We start from the raw sequence: 15,944 nt of genomic DNA, 5'->3' as shown, positions 1-15,944 counted from the left end.
TTAAAATAGAGAGGTTTGTTTTTTTATTCCAGTGCGCCGTAAAACTTCGGCTTTCAGAGTATGTCAAAATCAATGTAATTGAGGATCTAAAATATCTATGACTTTGGATAATATTTCATCAACAACGCTGGGTTCAGCTTGTGCTGAATAGGTCGCTTTTCTTTCATTCAAATCAAGTGAACGAATTTGGTAACAAAGCACAACACCGGTAATTTTTCCGGTATCGGTACTTGAGCCATCGAGATATACCGTGACCGCTTCAGAGCGTGCTAACCCTCCTCCGCTGGTAATTGGAACGCAAAGTGCAGTACCTAGCTTTTGATTCAGTGCAAATTCAGAGATAACCAGATAGTAATGCGCTCCTTTAAACTCTCTTCCGCTAACAGGATCACCGTTAGTGTGCCAGATTTCACCCTTGCCTGGGACATTCCTTTTACGCACCATTAAATCACCTCATGACCAACAGGGTGAGAATTCAGTTCGTCGGCGGTGGCTTCGTTGAAAGTTTGCACCTCTGTTTCATCAATTCCTTGCAGCAACTCAGAAAGAGACTTTCGGCCTCTGGCAATTCTACCCGCTGGTTTGATGCTTATTGTGTCGCCTGATGGTGTTATATCCAATGTCATGCCGACAGACCATCCCATTACTGTTGCTACTTCACTAGGGATGGTGACAACGACAGCTCCTCCCTGTTGACGTAAACGCGTTATTGCCATAATGACCCTCCAATAAATATGTAACTTTATCTCACACATTGATTGTATCATAAGTTTCACAAAGTCACACTTTTGTTTCGGTATAGTGGCAGGGCTAGATCCCTATCATACCCACAGAAAGATATTGCTGTTGTCTCTGTTGCCAATCATCCTTTATTTTGATTAATTTCATTCGACCCTAAACGCAAAGGAATTCTTCTTTGTGCCGGTAACAAGAACGGAAATGAGAAAAGGTTTTACGAAATTATGATCCCGATTGCTGACCGCGAATTCACGGCGCATCTGGAGAATATACTACGGCTTTGTCGTTTAATCTAAAACACAGGCTCAAGATTAGAGCCTGTGTTTATTTTTATTGCATTTGCAATATTTTGATATTATCGCTCTTAACAACGATTTTACTGCGTCTTTGCTGCCTCCAGCGCTTGCGCGAGGTCGGCAATAATATCATCGCTATGTTCGATACCGATGGATAAGCGAATTAAATCACGTGAAACGCCCGCTTTTACCATTTCTTCATCATTTAGCTGACGATGGGTTGTTGAGGCTGGATGACAAGCCAGAGATTTAGCATCACCAATATTAACCAAACGAACAATCAATTGCAGGGCATCGATAAAGCGTACACCTGCTTCTTCTCCGCCTTTAATGCCGAAAGACAGAATAGACGCTGGCTTGCCCCCCATATAACGGATAGCCAAATCATGTTCAGGATGTGCAGGCAATCCCGCATAGTTCACCCAGGATACCTGAGGATGTTTTTCCAGATATTGTGCGATTTTCAGGGCGTTTTCAGTATGGCGCTCCATCCGTAACGCTAATGTTTCCAGCCCCTGTAACATCAAAAAGGCATTGAATGGCGACAAGGCCGCACCTGTGCTACGCAGTGGCCCAACACGACAGCGAGCGATAAAGGCAGCGGCACCAAAATGTTCGGTATAGGTTATGCCGTGATACGAAGGATCTGGCGTACCTAAAATGGCAAAACGATCCTGATGCGCCATCCAGGGGAATTTGCCTGAATCGACGATCATCCCACCAATTGAGGTGCCATGTCCGCCAATATATTTGGTCAGGGAATGGATGATAATATCGGCGTCATGTTCAAATGGGCGGCATAAATAGGGCGTTGCGACGGTATTATCGACAATAAGAGGAATGCCGTGCCGATGGGCAATATCTGCCAGCGCCTGGATATCAATGATATTCCCACTTGGGTTAGTGATGGATTCGCAATAAATGGCTTTGGTTCTTTTATCGATCAGGGTGTCAATAACAGCGAGATTGTCATGATCAACAAAACGGGTTTCAATCCCCATATTTGGGAAACTGTGTGCCATCAGGTTATAAGTTCCGCCATATAATTTTGCGACAGAGACAATATTATCCCCGACCGTGGCGATGGTTTGTATAGCGTAGGTGATTGCCGCCATGCCCGAAGCGACTGCAAGTGCACCGATACCACCTTCCAAAGCGGCGACACGTTTTTCCAATACATCATTGGTTGGATTCATGATGCGGGAATAAATATTACCTTCCACTTTTAAATCAAACAGATCAGCACCATGTTGGGAATCATCAAAAGCGTAGGAAGTTGTCTGGTAAATTGGGACAGCAACGGCTTTGGTTGTTGGATCGGGTGTATAACCTGCGTGGATGGATAAAGTTTCTAATTTCATTGCCATTTCCTTTAGTTAAGTGAAGTGGTACTGACGTTTGAGACTGACAATTAAAAATAGTAACGCGTTTGTTTTGACTTTGTTGATATCAAAAAATAATCCTATATTGCATTTTATCCGATTGCCTTACAGAAACTATCTATACTTTAAACGGTTAAAACATTTAATAAACATATACCAATCTAACTTCAAGATGCGTATAAAAGGGTAATGAGTAAATAAAAAATCGACTCACTTTGCCTAGGGTGCAGGAGTGGCGTTTAATCCTATCCAAAACCTCAGTTTTTATGCGGATTATGAAGGAACACGCGTAAAATAGAGTGATAAAGATCATGGCATTAATGGGGTTTATGTGGGGAGAATGATAATTTTTAATATAAATGTCATCCCATTATTTTTTATTGTGACGGAATATATAAAAGGCTACATTCCAGTAGCCTTGAATTTAGGGTGGGGATGGGGATATTATTTATCGTACCAGCCAAGATGGAAGTGCTTGGTTTTACCTAGGTTATTTCGCATCATGTCGTTTAATTCATCAAGATCAAGCCACCTTTCTTTATTATGAGGATAATTATCATCAAACATTCCATAAATGACAGTCATTGTTGTTCCGTCCACTTTAGGAGGTAAATATGGATCAGAAACAGAAAATTTATAGATTCTATCATCGACAGTTAAATAAAGATCTTTGCTAATTAACTCTGCCGTTTTTTGACGGTTATTTTTATCAAAAGTTACCACAAGTATTAAATAAGTTGTAAAACTTATATGCTCCACTTCGCCACTTCTACTAATAAATCCTATTACTTCCCTAATGGTTGTTGTTTTATTCTGGAAATTAGATAGAGTGCCGATACTAATATCTTCGTATGGGTAGTTGACCACTTTAACTGCTTCTTCGGTAGCATATCCCCGATCATCCCCATAACCTCGACCTATTTTAAGGTCAAAAGACACCCAATACGGTGGTGGTTCTGGTAACATCAGTATTTTCCAATCACAAGCTATTAAATCTTCTTGTGTCGGTTCCCAGGGAAGCCAATAGCCATTTTTATCACTCTTCTCGATATAAGGAGAGCCATCCCCTTCACTATTAGCTATCGTTTGATGAGCAAGGCGTATATGCTCTTTAGGAGCATTCCAACCGATACGATATAATAGCTGTTTTTTTATATATACATGGCTCAGTGCCCATGCCAAAGAACCAGTTGGTGCAGCTACTTTGCCACCAAAACCGTGAAAAACATACGAGTCAGGATTAAATGAACATTTGAGGTTGGCATTCAGATTTTCTGGTTTATTGATTTCAGACATAAATTCCTCACTTATTTGCTCGTTAAAGTTCAAGGTAATTTCATCCTACTGCTAAACCGCCAGTTCATCTTACTTAAGTCGGATTTTTATTTCAACAATATGAAATATGAAAACAATAAATACGGAGTAAAATCGGGTTTTAGGTTTTAAAATATATTTATTTGCTGTTATGGCGATTAGTTAGGTTGTGAATTCAAATTTTACTACTGAAAATTAATTTAAAGTCTTGGAGGATGTTTCTTTATAAAATGTACTCGCGAAATAATGACGAAAAGTTGCAATTTATAACACTAAATGAAATCACACGTATCTTGAAGTTGGATGGATATAAATATTATTACTGTAATAAAGAGTGTTTATTAAAGTTTTCTTTATTGGTTTTTTTATGCGATGGAAAAGTAAGTCATCAACGGATTGAATACGTAATATTATTATGATACTGATTGTATATTTTATAAAAATAATTATCATTTAATGATTATTTTTAATAATACCATTAATTAATAGACTGATTATTTTTCACGGAATTTTTTAATTGACGGTAGATATAATGAATAAAAATAATAAGACTACACCTACACCCCATGATGCGGCTTTCAAAGGGTTTATGACTCAGATTGAAAACGCTAAAGATTTTTTTGACATCCACCTACCGGAAAAAATCAAGCAACTATGTGATCTTAGCACATTAACATTAACCAACTCGTCATTCATCGATCAACAGTTACGTTCGAGAATGTCGGATGTCCTCTATTCGGTGCAAACGCAACAGGGGGAGGGTTATATCTATGTCCTGGTTGAACACCAGTCTACCCCAGATAAAATAATGGCATGGCGAATGATGCATTATTCTTTTATGGCGATGAATCAGCATCTGCAACAGGGAAACAAGACACTGCCGCTGGTTGTACCCGTCTTGTTTTACCACGGTGAGCGCAGCCCTTATCCTTTCCAGCAAACCTGGACGCAATGCTTTCCGTTGCCCGAATTGGCGAAAGAGATATACTTTAATCCATTTCCGTTAGTCGATGTCACTGTGATTGATGATAATGAACTGGTGAATCATCGCAAAATCGCCGTGATGGAACTGGCGATGAAGCATAAAAATTTGCGAGAAGGGTTTAAGGCCGTGACCGCGTTATTGGCACAGGCCCTTAAGCACAATTATAATAGTGACAATGATGTGGTCACTATTCTTCATTACCTGTTTAACACGATGGATTCACCGCATTTTGAACAGATTATCCAGCAGCTGATTGAACAGACAGATAGTCGTCAGGAGGTGATTATGACTATTGCTCAACGATTACACGAAAAAGGCCGGAAAGAAGGCCTTCAACAAGGTCTTCAACGAGGTATGCAACAAGGCCTTCAACAAGGTATGCAACAAGGTATGCAACAAGGTCTTCAACAAGGTATGCAACAAGGCCTTCAACAAGGTATGCAACAAGGCGTACAACAAGGGGAAGAAAAGGGTCAGCGTAAGGCGCGACTGGAAATGGCACGTAACCTGTTAAAAAACGGTGTCAGTATTGAACTGGTGATGGAAAGCTCCGGTTTGAGCCGTGAAGAACTGCTTTCCTTGCAATAATCTCCTCATTTTTGTTCCCCTTTTCGCATCTCTTGCCTGCGCTTTTGGGCAGGTAAGATGTCAAATCTGCACTGAATGGATCTTTTCTGCATATAGTGGCTACTTGCATCTCCCTATTTCACGTAATGATACCCCTTCATGATTAATCACTCTGGTGGGCATATGACAAAAGGGGAACCCTTATGCAGGGCTTAAACAATAAAGTCGCTATTGTCACTGGTGGGGCTACCAAAATTGGGGCAACCGTTGCCAGGGTATTGAGTGAATATGGGGTGAAGGTTGCAATTTTTGATATTGATCAGGCAGGCGGGGAGAAAGCGGCCAGTCTACAACCGGAATCCATCCGTTTCTGGCATGTTGATATTACTGAAGACAATCAACTTTCTCAGGGAATACATGAGGTTGTTGCTTGTTATCACCGTCTGGACTACCTCATCAACCTTGCAGCGACTTATCTGGATGAGGGAGCCGCTTCCAGCCGTGAAACATGGTTGGCCGCCTTGAATATCAATGTGATCAGTGCCATCAGAACAGCCCAATTTGTCCGGCCTTACCTCACTGCGGCGGGAGGCGGCGCTATTGTTAACTTCACCAGCATTTCTTCCTCAATTGCCCAGACAGGCCGCTGGTTATACCCCGCTTCAAAAGCCGCGTTACTGCAAATCACCCGTAGCATGGCAATGGATTATGCCGCTGACCACATCCGCGTTAATTCTGTTTCACCAGGGTGGACTTGGTCACGGGTTATGGATGAGTTAACCCAGGGGAAGCGACAGAAAGCCGATAACGTTGCCGCAGATTATCATCTGCTTGGTCGTGTCGGCGATCCCGAAGAAATTGCGCAGGTCGTGGCATTTCTCCTATCAGACTTAGCGAGTTTTGTAACCGGTGCGGATTATGCCGTTGATGGTGGTTATTCAGTAATGGGACCAGAACAGGCAAAACCTGCTATTCCACGGTTGGCGGAATAGGTTCAGTTCCGGCATCCAAAACAAAAGAGGAAAATACTATGCGTCGTATCGCTATCGTCGGAGGTGGACAGGCCGGGCTGCCTCTGGCCCTTGGTCTGCTTGACAAGGGCTATCAAGTCACTGTCGTCACTAACCGCACGCCTGATGATGTTCGTCATGGTCGGGTTCTGTCGAGTCAGTGCATGTTTGATGCTTCTTTGCAGTTTGAACGTGATTTGGGATTGAATCAGTGGGAAACGCAATGCCCGCCCGTTGAAGGGATTGGTTTCACCGTGCCACATCCCGAAATTCCCCATGACAAGGCCATTGAATGGAGTGCACGGCTCGACAAATATGCGCAGGCTGTCGATCAACGCATCAAGATGCCATTTTGGCTGGAACTATTTGCTTCTCGTGGCGGTAATCTGGAAATTCGCGATGTGGGTGTTGCCGAACTGGAACGCCTGACGGCCAGCCATGAACTGGTCATTTTGGCGGGAGGCAAAGGAGAGATTGTAAAATTGTTGGAACGCGATGCTTCACGTTCACCATATGATACACCGCGGCGTGCACTGGCATTGACCTATGTGAAGGGTATGCTGCCAACACCTCAATATTCCCGTGTCTCTTTTAACCTGATCCCGGGTGTAGGGGAATATTTCGTTTTTCCTGCCCTGACACTCAGTGGTCCCTGCGACATCATGGTGTTCGAGGGTATTCCGGGTGGCGCAATGGATGGCTGGCAAGAGGCAAGAACACCGCAAGAACATCTGGCCTATAGCAAGCAGATCCTCAAAACTTTCCTGCCGTGGGAATCTGAACGTTGTGAGCATATCGAGCTGACCGATGAAAATGGCATTCTGGCGGGACGCTTTGCGCCAGTAGTGCGTAAGCCCGTGCTGACTTTGCCTTCTGGTCGTCAGGTTTTTGGACTGGGGGATGCCGTGGTTACCAATGATCCGCTGACTGGGCAGGGTTCGAATAATGCAACAAAAGCCTGCAAAGTCTATTACGAAGCCATTCTTGCCCATGGCGACAAATCTTTTACGGCTGAATGGATGAACAACACGTTTGAACAATTCTGGCAATATGGTCATTACGTTGTGGAATGGACAAACAGCCTTCTTATCCCACCAAAGCCACACGTTCTGGAATTATTAGGGGCAGCCCAACGTTTACCGGCACTTGCCAGCACAATTGCCAATGCGTTCAACCATCCTCCGGTACTGTTCCCATGGTGGGAAGATGCCAATGCTTGTGAAGAATATATCCATTCACAACTGATTGAAGAAATTCGGGCATAAACGGGGGAAATAAATATGAGTACAACTACCCTGAATAACCAAATGCCGCTGTTTGATAGTGAATGGGGGGCAACGGAATTTGAAACGAAAGATTTGCGCACGCTTTTTGGGAAGTATCCGACAGGGGTTGCCATTGTTGCGACTCGCACTGCTGAGGGACGTAATGTGGGATTGACCATCAATTCATTTGCTTCACTTTCTCTGAAGCCGCCTTTGGTGCTCTGGAGTTTGGTTAATCATTCACCTAATCTGTCCGTGTTCCGTGATTGCGAATATTTCACCATCAGTATCCTGAGTTGTGATCATCAGGAATTGGCTCTGCGTTTTGCCAGTTCGCGGGTAGAAAATAAATTTCAGGGGATTTCGGTGCAGGAAACACCCGAAGGTATCCCTTCGATTGGAGGAGCGATAGTGACACTGGTGTGTGCCAATCACCAGCAAACGCATCTTGGTGATCATTTGCTGGTCATCGGTGAGGTCAAACGCATTGCCAGTATCGAAGGTAAGCCATTGGTTTTTCACGGCGGCATGTTTACCGGTCTGCATGATATTCACGGAATATAAAAAATGATTCTGTTGGAAAACATTCAGGAGAGCATGATTAATGAATAGTCCGTTAAATGCGTTTGTCACGGCGTTAAATCAAGGCAGTGTGAAAATCATCGATCTTACACAAACATTGACGCCGGATTTTCCGGCCTTGCAGTTGCCTGAACAATTTGGACAAGTTTGGGCCTTCAATGTGGAACGCATTTCTCACTATGACGAGAATGGCCCAGGTTGGTACTGGAACAATTTTAGTTGTGGTGAGCATACCGGCACGCATTTTGATGCGCCAATACATTGGATCAGCGGTAAAGATCAGCCGGATAACAGTGTTGATACTATTCCCTTGCATAATTTTGTTGCGCCTGCTGTGGTGGTGGATGCCAGCCAGCAGGTGGCACAAGATCCAGATTGGATATTGACGGTTGCGTTTTTACAATCCTGGGAAGAGCAGCATGGTCATATTCCCGCCGGAGCATGGTTGCTGTTCAGAACCGATTGGTCGAAATGGACGGGCGACCCGGTACGTTTTCTCAACCTGCATGATGATGGTGCCCACACACCAGGACCCAGCCAGGAAGCGGTGGAATGGTTGATCCACGAGCGGGATATTCGAGGGTTCGGGGTAGAAACCATTAATACGGATGCGGGGCAATCGTATGCCTGGCCAGTGGCATATCCCTGCCACACGTTAATGCACGGGGCGAATAAATATGGCTTGCAGTGCCTGAAAAACCTCGATTTGTTGCCTCCCACAGGGGCGGTCATTATTGCTGCGCCCCTCAAAATTGGCGGTGGTTCGGGAAGCCCGTTGCGTGTTCTGGCATTGGTTGAATCTTTCTCTGGAGCGATACCATGACAGATTCCAGGCCACAAGTGATCGTTGTCGGCAGTGGCATCAACTCGTTGGTATGTGCCGCTTTGTTGGCAAAATGGGGTAAATCAGTCTTGGTACTGGAACGTAACGCAGTACTTGGCGGTTGTATTCGCACGGAAGAACTTTTTTCCGGTTATACCCATGATGTGCTCTCTTGCTGGTATCCATTGTTTTTAGGTAGCCCAGCCTATCAGGAACTCAAGCCTGAATTGGAGAAGGCAGGTTTGGAATTTCTGCAAAGCGATTATTCAACGGGGTGGGTACAACCTAATGGCAAGGGAATTGCCTTAAAGCACGATATTCTGGCTTCAGCTTTGCGGCTTGATGAAATCGCGGCAGGTGATGGAGAGACATTGCGTCGCATGGCACAACAAATCTTCCATGATGATGCGGCGCTGATCTTTGGTTTATTAGGGCAAAATCCCTATGGTTGCGGGATACTCAAATTATTGTTCTCTGAATGGCGCAAACGCGGCCTGGATGGATTGGCTAGGTTTGCCGGCAGTTCGCTGGAAACTTTCCGGCGTTGGGCTGAACGTGAGTTACAGTCTGATTTCAGCCGTGCTTTGCTGGCGCCGTGGGTATTGCATACGGGGTTAGGGCCGGATGATGCCAGCTCCGCTCTGATCGGTAAGCTCACCTTTACTGCTGTAGTTGCCGGTGGGATGCCGGTGGTAAAAGGTGGCAGTATGCGCATAGTAGAAGCGTTAACAGGGATCATTGAACAACACGGCGGCCAGCTTATTACCCATGCTCAAGTTGACCGTATCATCACCCAAGGGCAGGGCAAAAAGCGTCGTGCTTCTGGTGTGATGGTTGCGGGGCAGGTTTATCACGCCAGCGAGGCGATAGTCTGCAATGTAACCCCCCAACAGCTTTATGGTCACTTGCTGGATAGGGTTCCCGATACTCTCTTGCAACAAGCACGCAACTATCGTTATGGACGCGGGGGAATGCAGGTTCATTTTGCCTTGAACGCCCCACCGCCGTGGTGTGAGCCTGAATTGTGCCATGTGCCACTGGTTCATTTAACGGAGAGTATGGAACAAGTCTGTTTATCCGTGACACAGGCTAATAATGGTTATCTGCCCAGCCATCCGACACTGGCGATAGGTCAGCCAACAGCCCTTGATCCTTCCCGTGCGCCAAAAGGCGGTTGGATTTTGTGGATTCAAATGCAGGAATTGCCCACGCAGCTAAAAGGTGATGCTTTGGGAGAAATTCCCATTTCTGCCGATGGCAGCTGGAATGAGGCTATTCGCGAAGCGGTTGCAGATCGGGTGCAGGCTCGTTTGGAAACCGTGATGCCGGGTTTTTCATCTTCGATTGTTGGCCGCAAAACCTATTCTCCAGCAGACTTACAAGCATTGAACTGTAACTTGTCAGGGGGAGATCCCTATTCAGGCATTTGCTCACCTGATCAATTTTTCTGGTTACGTCCATTTGCCCCTGCTCAAGGTGCCAAGGTGCATCAAACTCCAGTCCGTAACGTGTTTCACATTGGGGCTTCAACCCACCCAGGCCCCGGATTAAGTGGGACTTCCGGCTATCTTGTCGCCCGCCGACTTGCGCGACGCTGATCAAAGTAGCCAGTCATTTTCATTTTTTATCAATTCATCTCTTACAGAGAGGAGGGTTATATGACGTCCAAATTCAGACGGCTCTTTTATGCAGCGGTTTTATCACTGCCAGGTTTCTTGGCTATAGTAAGTCATTCCGCGATGGCAACAGAAGGTGGTGTCGGTGCCTATCCTGATGGCCTGGATAATTACTTATCTGGTACTTTACCGCCTGCGGGTCTTCATGCCCTGTTTTATGGTGGCAATATTCACTATACCAAGCTTAAGGGCAATCACGGCAATGTGATCCCTGTTCCTGGTTTTAAAGTCAACGTGAATGTCCTTGCCCCGCGATTGGTTTGGGTGACCGAGAAGCAAGTTTTTGGTGGTCAGCTGGCTTATCATGCTATCGTGCCACTATTGGATGTCACCGCTGACGCCGCTGGCAAACATGACAACAGCAAAGGGATAGGGGATATCACCTTTGGTCCTGCCTTGGGTTACCATCCCGCGCCTGATTTGGCTTATGTTATTGGCCTGAATGTCAATGCACCGACCGGCCGCTATGATCGCAACGATCTCTCCAGCCTGGGAAAAAACTATTGGACAGCGCAACCCGTTTGGGCGATCAGCTATTTCCCTGTTGACGGTATCAATGCGGATTTAAAAGTGATGTATGATGTCAACTTCCGCAACAAGGACACTAAAACAACTTCCGGCCAGGCACTACATGCAGATTATGCGTTGGGTTGGGGATTTGGCAACGGTCTGGTCGCAGGCGTTGGCGGTTATGTTTTTCAGCAGATCACGAATGATAGTGGCTCAAACTCTGCACAAGGTAAAGCGAGGGCGGTGGGTTTCGGCCCGTCCATTCGCTATGCCAATGATAAAGGCTGGCTGCTGACTTTGAAGTGGCAAAAAGATTTTGTCGTCAGTAATCGCCCATCAGGTTCCCAAATTTTCTTAAAAGCCGCTATTCCATTTTGAGGATGATATATACCAATCGTCTTTCAAGATGCGTTTTGTCTCTCTCCACTACGTGAGGAGATATAAACAATCACATTGATTTGCCAGCTGCATTATAAAAATAAACGCTGCTTATTAATATGAGTGGCGTTTATTTTTATAAGTTAATTAAATAATCACGGTAAGTTACACAAGATTTCGTGGTTATTCCTTCATTTATTAGGATAAAAACTTGACCTGATTTTTCTTTGAATATATAAGTTTTGGCTGAAAATAATCAATATCTTAAAATTAATAAAAGGTCTTACGATGGGGACATAAAGATGTCAACGCTGATTCATTGTAATAAAGTTAATTTTAACGCGATGCTCAACTTTAGCTCCCTATAACATGGGCTTGTTGAAGCCAGTCGCGTTGACTTTTACCTTGTTTAAAATTGGCAAAAATACCCAGTGTATGAGAAAGCAGTTTTCTGGCTATTCGATTACTCAAATGCCACAAATCCCGTGCCCAGCACTTCTCGATAGCAAATTGCCCAGCGAGTTGACCAATGACGGTTTCAATTAAGCGCCGTTTGGCATTAATGCGCTTTCTTGTTTCTCTGGGGACTGGGTCATCCATATTGGCACGCACCGGGGCTATCATTTCAATACCCGACTGCTTCATTTCCTCTTGAAATTCAAAACCTAAATAACCTTTATCGCCGAGCAAACAGCCTTTTATTGGGCTAGTCAAGTCCCAGACCGCTTCACGCTCACTGACATTGGCGGGCGTCAATGTGAATCCCGTTACTACGCCAATTTCATCTATCATGAGATGCCCTTTAAAGCCGTAGTAAGTTTCGTTTTTGGCGGCGCAGTACCCATAATCAGCTTGTCCTTTAAAGCTGGCACTGCCTTTCGCTCTTTTGAATCCACAGATGGGCAACGGAAATCCGTCGACAATATGTACCGGCCTATCGAACGCACCCAATAACCTCGCCAGCTTTTCTTGCAGCTTTTGTTTAACAGCCCAAAGATTCGCAACCTGTTTAGCAAAATTGGCGCGTGAACCCAGTCCCGGAAACCACTCGCACCAGTGATCACGAAAGTACGTCCAAATTCCTTTATCCGTTGAAAAGCCTAAGAATTCACCCACCACTTCCATCGTGATGGCTTCCGCATCGCTCAGCTTAGGTGGGTATCCCCGGCTTCTGAATCGAGAGCTTTGCTGTAACGCCGTTAAATTATCGTCTACCCAACAAAACACCCAAATGATAAAATCTTGCTGTGACATAGCCTTTGTTCCTTTATTTCTCTCAGTTTGGCGACTTAAAGTTATAAAGGAGCGGCTATGTCATTTCAACTCACCATAAAAGTCGAGCATCGCGTTAATTTTAGCATTAATTCAAAGCCACTATTTAGTAATCTCTCCATCACTATTAAAGAAAACGATAAAATTGCTTTAGTTGGTTATAACGGCACGGGAAAAACCCATTTACTTAAGCTATTAGCGGGTATGGAAAAGCCGGATGATGGGGTAATTGAATATGCTAATGGTTTAAGATTGGAGATGGTCTCTCAGTTTATTGATGACGCATTGCTTGAGATGACTTTATTTGAATCTATTTCCCAGAAAGTAAAACAAATAGATGAATATGGTGATTACAAAGCGGTATCCATGCTTTATGATTTTGGCTTTCAGGATGCTGATTTTACGACAAAAGTTGCTGATCTCAGTGGTGGGCAAAAAACAAAATTGATGTTTGCCATGAGTGCGATTGTCGAACCCGATATTATTTTATTTGACGAGCCCAGTAACCATTTGGATGCCAATACCCTGAAATTTTTCGAGGATTTTTTTAATAACAGCCTAAAGAGCGCGTTTATTATCGTTTCCCACGACCGAAACTTTCTGGATAACGTCACCAACCAGACGATTTTCTTGCGAGACCGACAATTGACCGCATTTTCTTTACCATTTAGCCAGGCATTTACTGCCTTACAAGAAAAAGATAAAGCGGATGCATTGCGTTTGAAAGCGGAAGAAAAGAACATTCAGCGTATACAGGAAAGTGCCAAGCGTTTGGCATTGTGGGGAAAAATCTACGATAACGAAAAGTTTTCCAGAAAAGCCAAGTCGATGGAAAAACGGGCAGAAAAACTTGACAAGAGTAAAACCAAAATCACCGAAGGGGAAACTTACCGATTATCATTGGATGCTGATTCAATAAAATCGAAAAATATGCTGCAACTTGGGGAAACATGGATTGGTTATCATCAGGATGGGCAGTTTAATGCTTTATTTTCAATTAATGGCTTGTATATCCGGCCGGGCGATAGAATCGCCTTGTTAGGTGATAATGGTGTGGGGAAATCCACCTTTATTCATACGCTTGTTGAGGCTTATGACCAGACCAGAAATATTTTCTCCCCGCAGTGTAATATGGGCTATCTCGATCAGGAGTTGGAAAAAATTTCGTTGAACGAATCGATCTTCGATGCAGTCAGAAATAACACGCCCAATATTGATGATATCACCTGTAAACAGCAACTGATTGCAACAGGTTTTAAATATGCCGATTTTAACCAACGGGTGGGGCGATTAAGTGGCGGCGAACGTTCCAGATTAATGTTTTTGATCTTGAAATTAAATAAACACAATTTCCTCATCCTTGATGAGCCAACAAACCATCTGGATATTTTTGGCAAAATGGAATTGGAAAATGAATTGATTAATAACGAGATGACAATATTAATTACTTCGCATGATAGGGCGTTTATCGATAACGTCGCTAATCGTTTTTGGCTGATTAAAAATGGCAAACTGGAAGAGGTCACATCCAGTGAGGGGTATTATCAGTTCCTGAATGAAAAAGTGACCCCTTATCAAAAAGCTGTGGTTAAGGAGCAGGAAAACGCCCTTGATGGGGTGGAAACATTAGCAGGCGAGGAAGAGATCCTGCAACGTATTGTGGTGTTGGAACAAAATCTGGCGCAGGATTTGGCAAGGAAACCGAAACACCAGAAGCCCAAAAATCAAGAGAGCTGGAGAAAAGAAATTAAGAGGCTGTATGAAATGCTGGGATAAATGACGAAATAATAAAATAAGATGCTTTGCAGGCTATCCACGTTTCAGGCTTTCCCTTGGTGTTTCACCATAACGGGCTTTATATTCCGCGCTAAAGCGTCCCATATGGGCGAACCCCCAACGCAGGGCGACGCCTGTGACGCTGGTGGCTTCTCCAGCCAGGAGTTCCGTGCGTACATGTTCCATACGTAAGTCACGTAAATACTGCATCGGGCTGATATTTAGAAACTCCTTGAAGCCGGAATAGAGACTACGCAGGCTGACTCCTGCCACCTGAGCGAGCTGCTCTACGGTTATGGATTCGTGGGCGTGAGCCTGCAAATATTCTTGTACCCGCCGTACATGCCGCGGGCGAATAGAACGTCGGCGGTCAGTGGGCGTTTCACTGTAATTATGTTGATGGGTGGACAGCAGGGTAACGGAAACCAATTGCTCTATTTGATTGGTAATCAGTTTGTGTTGCAAGATATCAGGGACTTGGGTAGTACATTCCAGAATATAAGGCATCAAACAGCGCCATGCCAGACAGCGTTGCCATTCAAACCCCAGTTCAAATACCAGTGGTTGATCCAGTGGGTGCCCTAATTGGCCGATAAGCGTTCTCTCCAGCAAGGAGCGGGAGATCCTGACCATAAACTGGTCGTTATCGGCATTCCAGCGCATGGTGGTGTGCTGATTTGGGCTAAGAATGGACGCCAGATTGGGCGTGGAATCAAGATATTGGCTGCCGCTTTCAATACCCGCACAGCCCGCCAGCGGCATTTGGATGAGAAAGAACGCATCCAATTCTCCAGGCGTGATTTCAACGCTGGCACCGTAACGCAATCGGCTCATGGAAATATCCCCCAGTGGAATATAGTGCATTTTGGCGTCCAGCTTTTGATTGTTACCCAGTATAGTGAGTTGATGAGGCTGCATGACCCGTCCGACCATAGATTTAACTTCATCAAAATCGTTGGATGAAAAAAGTAAATGTTTTGGCGAATTGAGATGCTCCCCAATTTTTGTCACCGCATATTTAGGATCTGAACAGTTTGCAGTGGAATATCTTGATTCTGCTCTGCGAGAGCCAGTGTGCTTTGATTCAGTATTTTTAGATCCAAAATAATCGTAAGACCACGAATTGCTCATAATTTCAGATACCTCTAGCCAGTCATACCATTGTTATGATGTATGAGATATCCCGCTGATAACGTGTTTATACTAATCTCACTTCAAGATGCGTGTGATTCATAGCGTGTTGTAAATGACAACTTGAAGTTTAATGCGTATGTTCCCTGTTTTGTTTATTCGGGATAGAAAAAATAACAGAATTAACCTTATTCGATTATCTGATAACAGTATCCACATATTATTTAAATGAAATATAT

At 44.4% G+C, this 15,944-nt stretch carries 14 protein-coding genes and 1 pseudogene; 9 read left to right on the top strand and 6 right to left on the bottom strand.

Annotated features, from left to right (window positions below):
* Positions 1-69: 69 nt before the first annotated feature.
* Entirely contained in the window at positions 70-444 is a 375-nt protein-coding gene (locus WDV74_RS14435; RefSeq protein WP_338883500.1) for a type II toxin-antitoxin system PemK/MazF family toxin, read from the bottom strand.
* Positions 444-716 carry an AbrB/MazE/SpoVT family DNA-binding domain-containing protein gene (locus tag WDV74_RS14430; RefSeq protein ID WP_338883498.1) on the bottom strand — a complete coding sequence of 91 codons (273 nt, stop codon included), beginning with the start codon at positions 714-716 and terminating at the stop codon, positions 444-446. The genes WDV74_RS14435 and WDV74_RS14430 overlap by 1 nt, the downstream gene beginning before the upstream one ends.
* A gap of 168 nt (positions 717-884) precedes the next feature.
* Here WDV74_RS14430 and WDV74_RS14425 point away from each other — a divergent pair.
* Positions 885-1,034: pseudogene (locus WDV74_RS14425) on the top strand (hypothetical protein); the annotation flags it as partial.
* An 80-nt stretch (positions 1,035-1,114) separates the two neighbouring features.
* Here the strand turns inward: WDV74_RS14425 and WDV74_RS14420 are convergent.
* Together WDV74_RS14420 and WDV74_RS14415 are read right to left on the bottom strand one after the other, a co-directional pair.
* Complete coding sequence (locus WDV74_RS14420; protein WP_338883496.1) at positions 1,115-2,395, bottom strand: bifunctional O-acetylhomoserine aminocarboxypropyltransferase/cysteine synthase; 1,281 nt, start codon at positions 2,393-2,395, stop codon at positions 1,115-1,117.
* A 465-nt stretch (positions 2,396-2,860) separates the two neighbouring features.
* Complete coding sequence (locus WDV74_RS14415) at positions 2,861-3,712, bottom strand: MW1434 family type I TA system toxin (RefSeq protein WP_338883495.1); 852 nt, start codon at positions 3,710-3,712, stop codon at positions 2,861-2,863.
* A gap of 550 nt (positions 3,713-4,262) precedes the next feature.
* Between WDV74_RS14415 and WDV74_RS14410 the strand changes: the two genes are divergently transcribed.
* From WDV74_RS14410 to WDV74_RS14380, 7 genes are all read left to right on the top strand, one after another.
* The gene (locus WDV74_RS14410; RefSeq protein ID WP_338883494.1) at positions 4,263-5,303 is read left to right on the top strand and encodes an Rpn family recombination-promoting nuclease/putative transposase; all 1,041 of its coding nucleotides are present in this window, start codon (positions 4,263-4,265) and stop codon (positions 5,301-5,303) included.
* Positions 5,304-5,485: 182 nt separating this feature from the next.
* The gene (locus WDV74_RS14405; protein WP_338883493.1) at positions 5,486-6,274 is read left to right on the top strand and encodes an SDR family oxidoreductase; all 789 of its coding nucleotides are present in this window, start codon (positions 5,486-5,488) and stop codon (positions 6,272-6,274) included.
* Positions 6,275-6,312: 38 nt separating this feature from the next.
* Positions 6,313-7,557, top strand: coding sequence for a styrene monooxygenase/indole monooxygenase family protein (locus WDV74_RS14400; RefSeq protein WP_338883491.1), 1,245 nt, complete (start codon positions 6,313-6,315; stop codon positions 7,555-7,557).
* A 15-nt stretch (positions 7,558-7,572) separates the two neighbouring features.
* A complete protein-coding gene (locus WDV74_RS14395) occupies positions 7,573-8,121 on the top strand; it encodes a flavin reductase family protein (RefSeq protein WP_338883489.1) in 549 nt (182 codons plus the stop codon).
* A 40-nt stretch (positions 8,122-8,161) separates the two neighbouring features.
* A complete protein-coding gene (locus WDV74_RS14390; RefSeq protein WP_338883487.1) occupies positions 8,162-8,962 on the top strand; it encodes a cyclase family protein in 801 nt (266 codons plus the stop codon).
* The gene (locus tag WDV74_RS14385) at positions 8,959-10,560 is read left to right on the top strand and encodes an NAD(P)/FAD-dependent oxidoreductase (RefSeq protein WP_338883486.1); all 1,602 of its coding nucleotides are present in this window, start codon (positions 8,959-8,961) and stop codon (positions 10,558-10,560) included. The genes WDV74_RS14390 and WDV74_RS14385 overlap by 4 nt, the downstream gene beginning before the upstream one ends.
* A 60-nt stretch (positions 10,561-10,620) precedes the next feature.
* On the top strand, positions 10,621-11,526 hold the full coding sequence (locus WDV74_RS14380; protein ID WP_338883485.1) for a transporter: 906 nt from the start codon (positions 10,621-10,623) through the stop codon (positions 11,524-11,526).
* Positions 11,527-11,880: 354 nt separating this feature from the next.
* On the opposite strand, the gene WDV74_RS14375 is transcribed toward WDV74_RS14380, so the two are convergent.
* A complete protein-coding gene (locus WDV74_RS14375; RefSeq protein ID WP_338882223.1) occupies positions 11,881-12,780 on the bottom strand; it encodes an IS982 family transposase in 900 nt (299 codons plus the stop codon).
* A gap of 57 nt (positions 12,781-12,837) precedes the next feature.
* Here WDV74_RS14375 and WDV74_RS14370 point away from each other — a divergent pair, with 57 nt between their 5' ends.
* Positions 12,838-14,574: an ABC-F family ATP-binding cassette domain-containing protein gene (locus WDV74_RS14370; protein WP_338883484.1), complete on the top strand. Its 1,737-nt coding sequence runs from the start codon at positions 12,838-12,840 to the stop codon at positions 14,572-14,574.
* A gap of 33 nt (positions 14,575-14,607) precedes the next feature.
* On the opposite strand, the gene WDV74_RS14365 is transcribed toward WDV74_RS14370, so the two are convergent.
* Positions 14,608-15,705: an AraC family transcriptional regulator gene (locus WDV74_RS14365; protein WP_338883483.1), complete on the bottom strand. Its 1,098-nt coding sequence runs from the start codon at positions 15,703-15,705 to the stop codon at positions 14,608-14,610.
* Positions 15,706-15,944 lie beyond the last annotated feature (239 nt).

Source organism: Xenorhabdus sp. TH1, from assembly GCF_037260955.1.
GTDB classification, from domain to species: Bacteria; Pseudomonadota; Gammaproteobacteria; order Enterobacterales; family Enterobacteriaceae; genus Xenorhabdus; species Xenorhabdus griffiniae.
The sequence above is the reverse complement of the archived record's forward strand: the minus strand, read 5'-3'. Positions and strand labels throughout refer to the sequence as shown.